The sequence below is a fragment of the Immundisolibacter sp. genome (genome assembly GCF_041625615.1).
In the GTDB taxonomy this organism is placed as follows: Bacteria; Pseudomonadota; Gammaproteobacteria; order Immundisolibacterales; family Immundisolibacteraceae; genus Immundisolibacter.
This window is the reverse complement of the sequence record NZ_JBFJTF010000083.1, coordinates 1-10249: the sequence shown is the minus strand read 5'-3', so window position 1 is coordinate 10249 and position 10249 is coordinate 1. Positions and strand designations below refer to the sequence as shown.

Annotated in this window: 11 protein-coding genes; 9 read left to right on the top strand and 2 right to left on the bottom strand. The window is 70.2% G+C overall.

The genetic code is table 11. From position 1 onward, the window contains the following. Positions 1–98: 98 nt before the first annotated feature. The gene (gene scpA / locus ABYX71_RS07820) at positions 99–2264 is read right to left on the bottom strand and encodes a methylmalonyl-CoA mutase (protein WP_372695940.1); all 2166 of its coding nucleotides are present in this window, start codon (positions 2262–2264) and stop codon (positions 99–101) included. A 160-nt stretch (positions 2265–2424) separates the two neighbouring features. Here scpA and ABYX71_RS07815 point away from each other — a divergent pair, with 160 nt between their 5' ends. Continuing rightward, positions 2425–3639 (top strand): FAD/NAD(P)-binding oxidoreductase, encoded by a 1215-nt coding sequence (locus tag ABYX71_RS07815; protein WP_372695939.1) that lies wholly within the window; start codon positions 2425–2427, stop codon positions 3637–3639. 35 nt (positions 3640–3674) lie between these two features. On the opposite strand, the gene ABYX71_RS07810 is transcribed toward ABYX71_RS07815, so the two are convergent. After that, a complete protein-coding gene (locus ABYX71_RS07810; protein ID WP_372695938.1) occupies positions 3675–4397 on the bottom strand; it encodes a hemerythrin domain-containing protein in 723 nt (240 codons plus the stop codon). Between ABYX71_RS07810 and ABYX71_RS07805 the strand changes: the two genes are divergently transcribed. The 8 genes from ABYX71_RS07805 to ABYX71_RS07770 form a co-directional block, all read left to right on the top strand. After that, a complete protein-coding gene (locus ABYX71_RS07805) occupies positions 4387–5502 on the top strand; it encodes a 4Fe-4S dicluster domain-containing protein (protein WP_372695937.1) in 1116 nt (371 codons plus the stop codon). The two genes, ABYX71_RS07810 and ABYX71_RS07805, sit on opposite strands and share 11 nt — an antisense overlap. Continuing rightward, positions 5499–5966, top strand: a complete 468-nt coding sequence (locus tag ABYX71_RS07800; protein WP_372695936.1) for a cyclic nucleotide-binding domain-containing protein — start codon at positions 5499–5501, stop codon at positions 5964–5966. Before ABYX71_RS07805 ends, ABYX71_RS07800 begins: the two co-directional genes overlap by 4 nt. After that, a complete protein-coding gene (locus ABYX71_RS07795) occupies positions 5963–6793 on the top strand; it encodes an FAD/NAD(P)-binding protein (RefSeq protein ID WP_372695935.1) in 831 nt (276 codons plus the stop codon). The genes ABYX71_RS07800 and ABYX71_RS07795 overlap by 4 nt, the downstream gene beginning before the upstream one ends. Further along, a complete protein-coding gene (locus tag ABYX71_RS07790) occupies positions 6790–7578 on the top strand; it encodes an oxidoreductase (protein ID WP_372695934.1) in 789 nt (262 codons plus the stop codon). Before ABYX71_RS07795 ends, ABYX71_RS07790 begins: the two co-directional genes overlap by 4 nt. After that, the gene (locus ABYX71_RS07785) at positions 7575–8870 is read left to right on the top strand and encodes a Ni/Fe hydrogenase subunit alpha (protein ID WP_372695933.1); all 1296 of its coding nucleotides are present in this window, start codon (positions 7575–7577) and stop codon (positions 8868–8870) included. The genes ABYX71_RS07790 and ABYX71_RS07785 overlap by 4 nt, the downstream gene beginning before the upstream one ends. Before the next feature lie 3 nt (positions 8871–8873). Continuing rightward, entirely contained in the window at positions 8874–9344 is a 471-nt protein-coding gene (locus ABYX71_RS07780; RefSeq protein ID WP_372695932.1) for a hydrogenase maturation protease, read from the top strand. After that, on the top strand, positions 9326–9586 hold the full coding sequence (locus ABYX71_RS07775; protein ID WP_372695931.1) for a hydrogenase/urease maturation nickel metallochaperone HypA: 261 nt from the start codon (positions 9326–9328) through the stop codon (positions 9584–9586). The genes ABYX71_RS07780 and ABYX71_RS07775 overlap by 19 nt, the downstream gene beginning before the upstream one ends. Further along, positions 9586–10249: acylphosphatase (locus ABYX71_RS07770; RefSeq protein ID WP_372695930.1), on the top strand; the 664-nt coding region annotated here is incomplete at its 3' end. The genes ABYX71_RS07775 and ABYX71_RS07770, both read left to right, overlap by 1 nt.

Here is a 10249-nt window from a genome sequence, read left to right as displayed (position 1 = left end):
GGCCGCGCGCGTGGACTCGACCAGGGTGATGGCCTGTGCCAGCGCGCGGCGCTGTCCGGCGCGCAGCCCCTCGGCCAGCGCCTCGATGGACGCCGCGCTCAAGCGGCGGCGGGCGCCGGGCGCGCCGCGCGGATTGCGGCCAGGATGTCCCGCGCGGCACGCGGGATCACCGTGCCCGGTCCGAAGATGCCGGCAACGCCGGCTTCACGCAGGAAGTCGTAGTCCTGGGCCGGGATGACGCCGCCGACCACCACCAGAATGTCCTCGGCGCCCTCGGCCTTGAGCGCCTGGATGATCTGCGGCACCAGGGTCTTGTGGCCGGCCGCAAGGCTGGACACGCCCACCACGTGCACGTCGTTTTCCACCGACTGCCGCGCGGCTTCCTGCGGGGTCTGGAACAGCGGTCCGATGTCGACGTCGAAGCCGAGATCCGCAAACGCGGTGGCGATGACCTTGGCCCCGCGGTCGTGGCCGTCCTGGCCCAGCTTGGCCACCATGATGCGCGGCCGGCGGCCGTAGTCGCGCTCGAAGGCGTCGATATCCTGGCGCAGGGCCTGCCAATCGGCATCCTGCGCGTAGGCGGCACCGTAGACGCCCGACACGGACTGCGCCTGGGCACGGTGGCGGCCATAGACCGCTTCCAGTGCGTCGCTGATCTCGCCCACCGTGGCGCGCGCGCGGGTGGCGATCACGGCCAGTTCCAGCAGGTTGCCGGCACCGCTGCGCGCCGCCTCGGTCAGCCCTGACAGCGCTTCGCGAACGGCGGCTTCATCCCGCTGCCGGCGCAGGGTTGCCAGGCGTTCGAGCTGCTTCTGGCGCACGGTGGTGTTGTCGACTTCCAGGATTTCGACCCGGTCTTCCGTGTCGAGGCGGTATTTGTTGACGCCGACGATGGTGTCCTCGCCACGGTCGATGCGCGCCTGCTTGGCGGCGGCGCATTCCTCGATGCGCAGCTTGGGCATGCCGGTTTCGATGGCCTTGGTCATGCCGCCGAGGCTCTCGACCTCCTGGATGATCTCCCAGGCCTTGTCGGCCAGGTCCTGCGTCAGCTTCTCCATCAGGTAGGAGCCGCCCCAGGGATCGATCACGTTGGTGATGTGGCTTTCTTCCTGGATCACCAGCTGGGTGTTGCGGGCAATGCGCGCCGAGAACTCGGTCGGCAGGGCGATGGCCTCGTCGAGCGCGTTGGTGTGCAGGCTCTGCGTGCCGCCGAACACCGCCGCCATGGCTTCGATGGTGGTGCGGATGACGTTGTTGTACGGGTCCTGCTCGGTCAGCGACCAGCCGGAGGTCTGACAGTGCGTGCGCAGCATCAGCGAGCGCGGCTCCTTGGCGCCGAACTCCTTCATGATCCGCCACCACAGCAGGCGCGCCGCGCGCAGCTTGGCCACCTCCAGATAGAAGTTCATGCCGATGGCGAAGAAGAACGACAGCCGCGGCGCGAAGGCGTCGATGTCGAGCCCGCTGGCCTGCGCGGCGCGCACGTACTCCATGCCGTCGGCCAGGGTGAAGGCCAGCTCGAGCGCCTGCGTGGCCCCGGCTTCCTGGATGTGGTACCCGGAAATCGAGATGGAGTTGAAGCGCGGCATGTGCCGGGCGGTGTAGCCGATGATGTCGCCGACGATGCGCATCGACGGTTCCGGCGGGTAGATGTAGGTGTTGCGGACCATGAACTCCTTGAGGATGTCGTTCTGGATGGTCCCGGACAGCTGCTCCTGACCGACGCCCTGTTCCTCGGCCGCCACGATGTAGCCGGCAAGCACCGGCAGCACGGCGCCGTTCATGGTCATGGACACGCTGATCTGGTCGAGCGGAATGCCGTCGAACAGGATCTTCATGTCCTCCACCGAGTCGATGGCGACACCGGCCTTGCCGACGTCACCGACCACGCGCGGATGATCGGAGTCGTAGCCACGGTGGGTGGCCAGATCAAACGCCACCGACACGCCCTGGCCGCCGGCGGCCAGCGCCTTGCGATAGAAGGCGTTCGATTCCTCGGCGGTGGAGAAACCGGCGTACTGACGGATGGTCCACGGCCGCCCGGCGTACATGGTCGGCTGCGGCCCGCGCACGAACGGCTCCAGACCCGGCAGCGTATCGGCGAACGCCAGCCCGTCGAGGTCCGCGGCGGTGTACAGCGGCTTGACGTCGACGCCGTCCGGCGTGTGCCAGGTGAGGGACTCCAGCGGCTTCCCGCGCAGGGATTTCTCGGCAGCGGCCTGCCAGTGCTGCAGGGTCACGGGTGGGAACTTCGGGTAGGACATGGCGACTCTTCGGTGGCGTTCGGCACGGCGTGAGCGGGTCATTTTACTGTCAGCCACCAGCCAACTCCCGGCTGCCAGCGGGCGATGGTGTCTCGACGACATGGAGCGATTGGTTATATTGATAGTTCAATTCGGACTCATGGCCCGCATGGAGCGCCCTATGGCTGAGACGCCTCACTACGACGTGCTGATCATCGGCGGGGGTACCGGTGGCCTGGCAGTGGCTTCCGCCCTGGCCCGCGCACGCCCTGCGCTGCGTACCGCCGTGGTCGAACCGAAGGACACCCACGACTACCAACCCGGCTGGACCCTGGTCGGCGGCGGCACCATGAAAGCCGAACAGACGCGCAGACCGATGGCGCGTCTGATGCCCACCACATGGGTACGTGACGCGGTGGCCGAATTCCAGCCGGATGCCAACGAAGTGCTGCTGGCCTCCGGTGACCGACTGCGCTACGACCAGCTGGTGGTGGCGGCGGGGCTGCAACTGGACTGGCAGCGCATCGAGGGCCTGGACGACGCGCTCGGCCGCGACGGGGTTACCAGCAACTACCGTGGCGATCTCGCGCCCTACACCTGGCAGTGCGTCCAGAATTTCAGCGGTGGGCGGGCGTTGTTCACCCAGCCGCCGATGCCCATCAAGTGCGCAGGCGCGCCGCAGAAGGTGCTGTACCTGGCCGCCGATGCCTGGCGCCGGCGCGGTGTGCCGGCGGACGTGCATTTCTTCAACCAGGGCGGCGCGATGTTCGGGGTGCCGCTGTACGCCAGGTCACTCGATGGCGTGATGGCCGGTTACGGCGCCACGCCCCATTTCGGTCACAACCTGGTGGCGGTGGACGGCGCCCGGCGCGAAGCCACCTTCGAGCGGACCGACGGCAGCGGCCGGGTAACCGAGCACTACGACTTCCTGCACGTGACGCCCCCGCAGAGCGCCCCCGATTTCATCAAGTCGAGTCCGCTGGCGGACGCCGCCGGCTGGGTCGAGGTGGACCGCAACAGCCTGCGACACGTGCGCTACGACAACGTGTTCGCACTCGGTGACTGCGCCGGCACGCCCAACGCCAAGACCGCCGCCGCCGTCCGCAAGCAGTTCCCGGTGCTGGTGGCCAACCTGCTGGCCGCCCGCGACGGACGCGCGGCGAACGCCGGCTACGACGGCTACGGCGGTTGTCCGCTGACGGTGGAGCGGGGCAAGGTGCTGCTGGCCGAGTTCTGCTACGACGGCAAGGTGGTCTCTACGCTGCCGCTGGACCCGACCCGGTCACGCCGCCTGTACTGGTGGATGAAGACCGCGCTGTTTCCCTGGATGTACTGGCACGTGATCCTGCGCGGGCGCGACTGGCGGCATCCCGCGCACACCCCCCACGACGGTTGATGTCCCGGTAAGGCCATGCCCAGGGCCAACGGGACTCAGGCAGGCAATCGGCTGAGCGCCCGGTACAAGGCTTCGTAGCGGGCAGGCCGGCTGGTGGCATCCAGCGGGTCGTCCACCTCGCCGGCGGTCAGCGCGGCGCGGTCCCAGTCGGCCGTGTCCAGGGCCTGTTCGGCCATGGGCAGAAGCTTGGCTTCCTCCCGGGCCAGGTGGGCACGCTGGGCCTCGATAAAGGCACGTCCGTCGGTCACCAGTTGTTCGCGCGTGAGGGTTGCCTCGTCCATCTGGATGGCTTCCAGCAGGCCGTAGAAGGCGGCGCTGTCGTGGAACAGCCGCTCGTGTTCGGCGATCTGTTCCCGGCAGACGGTCGCGGCACTCGCATCCCGGTCGGCCAACTGCTCGAACAGCACGTCCTCGACCGGGTGATGCAGTCGGTTGGGAAACTCCGTGATGTAGGTCATGGCATCGAGCATCAGATCGAAGTCCACGTCCTCGGCACGACCCAGCGCCTCGAGCTGGGCCTCCAGGACCGCCAGCACTCGTAGCAGATGCCGGTGATCATCGCGTAGGCGTTTGGCTAGGGGATGCACGGGAAACCTCGCAAGCCGCAAGCGATGGGTTCGTTGTAACACCGCCGCACAGCCGCGCGGAAGGGCACCTGCGCACCAAACGCCGGTCACTTGCGCCCGATCACGGCGGTCGCCAATGCCCTGGCCACACAATGCCTCAACGACATGAGGCACGAGACCCGTGAAGTTCATCGATCTTGGTGGCTTGCAGGCTTTGCTGGCGGCGCTGCAGCAACGTGGTTACGAGACCATCGGCCCGGTGCGACGCGAGGGCGCCATCGTCTACGACCGCATCGACACGGTGGCCGACCTGCCGGCCGGCTGGACCGATCGCCAGGCACCGGGCCGTTACCGGCTGGAGCGGCGAACCGACGATGCGCTGTTCGGCTACGCCGTCGGCCCGCAGTCCTGGAAACGCTACCTGTTTCCGCCCAGGCAGACGCTGTTTTCGGTGCAGCGCACGGACGACGGCGGGCTGGTGTTCGACCCGCAGCCCATCGACGCGCCCAAGCGTGCCTTCATCGGTGTGCGCGCCTGCGAACTGGCGGCCCTGGGCGTGCAGGACCGGGTGTTCGCCGGCGGCGAGCACGTGGATGCCGCCTACGCCGCCCGCCGCGAGGCCGTGCTGCTGGTGGCGGTCAACTGCGCCGTCGCCGCCGACACCTGCTTTTGCGCGGCCATGGACACCGGCCCGGCGGTGCGCGGCGGGCACGACCTGGTGCTCACCGAGCGCATCGACGCCGCCGGACATCGCTTTCTGGTGGAGGCGGGCAGCGATGTCGGTGCGCAGTTGCTGGCGTCGCTGCCGGGCACGCCCGCGCGTGCCGGCGAGCGGGCCGCCGCGCGCGCCCAGACCGAACGCACCGCCGCCATGCAGACACGCGGCATCGACGCCACGGCCGTGCCGGCGCTGCTGATGGGCAACCTCGAACACCCGCGCTGGGATGCGGTGGCCGAGCGCTGTCTGTCCTGCGCCAACTGCACGCTGGCCTGCCCGACCTGTTTCTGTTCCACCGACCAGGAGGTCACGGACCTGGCCGGCGCCGCGCACCGCGAGCGCTCGTGGGACTCGTGCTTCAACGTCGAGTTCAGTCACCTCGGTCACGGCAGCGTGCGCGGCTCGGTGAAGTCGCGCTACCGGCAGTGGCTGACGCACAAGCTGGCCACCTGGCACGACCAGTTCGGCCAGAGCGGCTGCGTCGGTTGCGGGCGCTGCATCACCTGGTGCCCGGTCGGCATCGACATTACCGAGGAGGTGGCGGCCATCGCCGCCGACGATCGGAGGACTGCCCCGTGACACTGCGCGAGCTGGTGGAAAGCCAGCATTTCTGCCGGAGCCTGTCCCCCGGGCAGTGCGACGGCCTGGCGGCCAGTGCCCAGGAGCGTCACTACGCCCCCGGCGACTACCTGCTGAGCCAGCACGCGCCGGCGGACACGTTCTACCTGGTGCTGGAAGGGCAGGTGGAGGTCAAGCTGGCGCTGCCGGGACAGGGCATCGTCACGCTGGAGACGGTGGGCCCGGACGAGGCCGTCGGCTGGTCCTGGTTCCAGCCGCCGTACCGCTGCCAGTTCGATGCGCGCGCGGTGACGGCGGTACACGCGCTGGCCTTCGACGCCGAGCGGCTGCGCGCCCTGATGGAACGCGATCCGGTGGTCGGCTACGCCGTGCTCAAGACGCTGGTGGGTACGCTCAGCGAACGGGTGCAGTCCTGCCGCCTGCAGGTGCTGGACGTGTACGCGCCGCCTGGGGGAGCGCCATGAGTGCCGCTGCCGAGGCACAGCTGCCGGCGCCGTGGCGCATCACCCAGCGCCGGCAGGACACCCCCGATGTGTTCACCTGGGTCGTGACCCCGCTGGGGGATGGGGGCATCAGATGCGCGCCCGGGCAGTTCAACATGGTCTATGCCTACGGCATCGGCGAAGTGCCGATCTCCATCGCCGGCGTGGACGGCGACGGCGCGCTGCAGCACACCATCCGCGCCGTGGGCAGCGTGACCCGCGCCCTGGCCGGCCTTGCCGCCGGCACGGTGATCGGCCTGCGCGGCCCGTATGGCAGCGCCTGGCCACTGGAGGCCGCTGCCGGCGGGGACCTGGTGATCGTCGCCGGTGGCCTGGGCCTGGCGCCGCTGCGCCAGGCCATCGTCCAGGTGCTGGCGCAGCGCGAGCGCTACGGGCGCGTGTGCATCCTGTATGGCACCCGCACCCCGGCCGACGTGCTGTACGGCGGCGAACTGGCCGCCTGGGCGGCGCATCGGGATGTCGAGTTCGCCATCACCGTGGACCGCGCCAGCGCCGGCTGGGGTGGCGAGGTGGGCGTGGTGACGCGTCTGGTGGCGCGCGCCGGCTTCGATCCCGAGCGCACCACGGCGCTGGTGTGCGGTCCGGAGATCATGATGCGCTTCACGGCCGAGGCGCTGCTGCGTCGGGGTGTGGCGCCGGCGGCGATTCACGTGTCACTGGAACGCAACATGAAGTGCGCGGTCGGCTACTGCGGGCACTGCCAGCTGGGGCCGCATTTCATCTGCCGCGATGGCCCGGTGCTGCCCTGGCCGCGCCTGGCCGGCCTGCTGGAGGTACCGGAACTGTGAACGCGCATCCCTCCCGGCCGCGCCTGGCGGTGTGGAAATTCGCCTCCTGCGACGGCTGCCAACTGAGCCTGCTGGATTGTGAGGACGAGCTGCTGGCGGTCGCCGATCGGGTCGAGATCGCGCTGTTTCCGGAAGCCTCCAGCCGCATGGAGCCGGGCCCGTACGACGTGTCGCTGGTGGAAGGCTCCATCACCACCGCTCACGACCGCGAGCGCATCGAAGCCGTGCGCGCGCAGTCCGGACTGCTGGTGACCATCGGCGCCTGCGCCACCGCCGGCGGCATACAGGCGCTGCGCAACCTGCGCGACGTGGAGGAGTGGAAGCGAATTGTCTACGCGCGCCCGGAGTGGATCGACAGCCTGGCCACCTCGACGCCGATCGCCGCCCACGTCAAGGTCGACTACGAACTGCGCGGTTGCCCGGTCAACAAACAGCAACTGCTGGAACTGCTCGCCGCGCTGCTGGCCGGCCGGCGGCCGAACCTGGCGACCTCCAGCGTGTGCGAGGAATGCAAGGCACGCGGCACCAGCTGCGTGCTGGTGGCCCATGGCACGCCGTGCCTGGGGCCGGTGACGCAGGCCGGCTGCGGCGCCATCTGCCCGGCCTACAACCGCGGCTGCTACGGCTGCTTCGGGCCGAAGGAAACACCCAACGCCCCGGCGCTGAGCGACCAGCTGTTGGCCGCCGGCCTGCCGGCCGCAACGCTGACACGGCTCTACCGCACCTTCAACGCCGCCGCCCCGGCCTTTGCCGACGAAGCGGCCCGTCACGACGGCACGCCATGACAGACGCCACCCGCACCATCGACGTCAACTACCTGGCCCGAGTGGAGGGGGAGGGGGCACTGCATCTGGCCATCGACAATGGCCAGCTCACGGCCGCCCAACTGCGCATCTTCGAGCCGCCGCGCTACTTCGAGGCGCTGCTGCGCGGGCGCGACTGCCGCGAGGCGCCGGACATCACCGCCCGTATCTGCGGCATCTGTCCGGTGGCGTACCTGATGAGTGCCTGCGCCGCCATCGAGGACCTGTGCGGCGTGAGCGTGCCGCCACCGATCGCCGACCTGCGGCGCCTGCTGTACTGCGGCGAGTGGATCGAAAGCCACGTGCTGCACATGTTCATGCTGCACCTGCCGGATTTTCTGGGCTATCCGGACGCGGTGAGCATGGCCCGGGACCACGGCGACCTGGTACGCACGGCGCTGCGCATCAAGAAGGCCGGCAACGGCATCGTCGCGCTGCTGGGTGGGCGGGAGATTCATCCCATCAACGTGCGTATCGGCGGTTTCTACCGCCTGCCGACGCGGGCGGAACTGGCTCCGCTGCGCGATGAACTGGCCTTCGCGCTCGACACGATGGAGAAGGCGCTCGGCACGCTGGCGGCGCTCGACTTCCCGGACTTCGACCGCGACTACACCTTCGTCGCCCTGCGGCACGACAGCGAGTACCCCATGGGCCGCGGCCGGCTGGTGTCGAGCGGCGGTGTCGACCTGCCGGTTGCCCGCTACGACGACTACCTCACCGAACACCACGTCCGGCACTCCACCTCGCTGCACAGCCGCACCGCCGATGGCGGCGTGGTGCACCTGGGCCCGCTGGCGCGTTATGCGCTGAACGGCGACCGCCTCACGCCGCGTGCACGTGCGGCGGCGCAGGCGGCCGGCCTGCCGGCGGTGGTGCGCAACCCCTTCCGCAGCATCCTGGTGCGCGGTGTCGAGGTGGTGCTGGCGCTCGAGGAGGCGCTGCGCCTGGTCGACAGCTACGTGCCCGGTGACACACCGGCGGCGGCATTCGAGCCACGCGCCGGCACCGGCTACGGCGCCACCGAGGCGCCACGCGGCGTGCTGTATCACCGCTACCAGGTCGACGCGACCGGCCTCATCACCGACGCCAAGATCGTCGCCCCGACCTCGGTCAACCAGGCGGTCATCGAGGCCGACCTGCGCCATTACGTGCAGCCGCGGCTCGACCAGCCGGACGAGGCGCTGCGCGCCGTGTGCGAAACCGCCATCCGCAACTACGACCCGTGCATCTCCTGCTCGGCGCATTTCCTGAAGCTGACGGTGGAGCGGCACTGACCGGTGAAGCGGCGCGTGCTCGGCATCGGCAACGGCGCACGGCGCGACGATGGCGTCGGCGTGTGGGTGGCGCAGGTGCTCGCCACGCGGCTGGGTGACGACGCCGACGTGCGCGTGCTCGGCGACGACGGGTTCGCGCTGCTGGACGCCCTCGCGGACATCGAGGCGGCGATTCTCGTGGATGCCGTGCAGTCGGGCGCCGCGCCCGGCACCGTGCACCGTTTCGACGCCGCCACGCAGGCGCTGCCGCCGGCGCTGTTGCGCTGTTCCACGCACCTGCTCGGCGTGGCCGAGGCGGTGGAACTGGCCCGCGCGCTGGGCCAGCTGCCGGCGCGGCTGGCCGTGTACGGCATCGAGGGCGCGGACTTCGGCCTTGGCCGGGGGCTGAGCGATGCGGTGGCCACGGCGGCGGCGGGGCTGGTGGAGGAACTTGTCACGGAACTGACGGATTCGCCATGCACGAACACTCCCTGATCGCCAACCTGCTGTCCCGGGTCGACACCATCGCGCACGAACAGAGCGCCACGCGCGTGGTCGGCATTTCGGTGTGGATCGGCGCGCTGGCGCACATCTCGGCCGCCCACTTTCGCGAGCATTTCGAGGACGGCAGCCGCGGCAGCCTGGCCGAGGGCGCGCGGCTCGACATCGAGATGTCCGACGATACCGACCACCCGCAGGCGCAGGACATCCTGCTGCGCAGCATCGAGGTCACCTGATGGCATGGTCGGTGCCAGCCGCCCGCCGGCTGCGCATTCGCGTCCATGGGGCGGTGCAGGGGGTCGGGTTTCGGCCACAGGTCTACCGCCTGGCCACCGCGCTGGGTCTGTCCGGCAGCGTGCGCAACGCCCGCGACGGCGTGCAGATCGAGGCGCAGGGGACCGACGACGCGCTCGAGGCCCTGCTTGCCGGCCTGCGCCGCCTGCCGCCGCCGGTCCGGGTCGCTGGCCTTGAGTGCGACTGCGTGCCACCGGCCGGCGACGACGGCTTCGTCATCGCCCCCAGCGAGACCGGCCCGGGAGCCGCACTGCCGCTGCCGGACCTCGCCCCGTGCGCGGACTGCCTGGCGGAACTGCGCGATCCGGCCGACCGGCGACACGCCTATCCGTTCCTCAGCTGCACCGCCTGCGGTCCGCGCTACAGCATCATCGACGCCCTGCCGTACGACCGCGAACGCACGGCCATGGCGGCGTTCACGCCGTGCGCGGCCTGTGCCGCCGAGTACGCCGACCCGCTCAGCCGGCGCTTCCAGCACCAGGCCAACGCCTGCCCGGCCTGTGGCCCGCGGCTGACGTTTTGCAACGCCGCCGGCACGGAGCGGGCGCAGGACGGGCGGGCGCTGGCGGCCGCCGCGGCCGTGCTGCGGGCGGGCGGCATCGTGG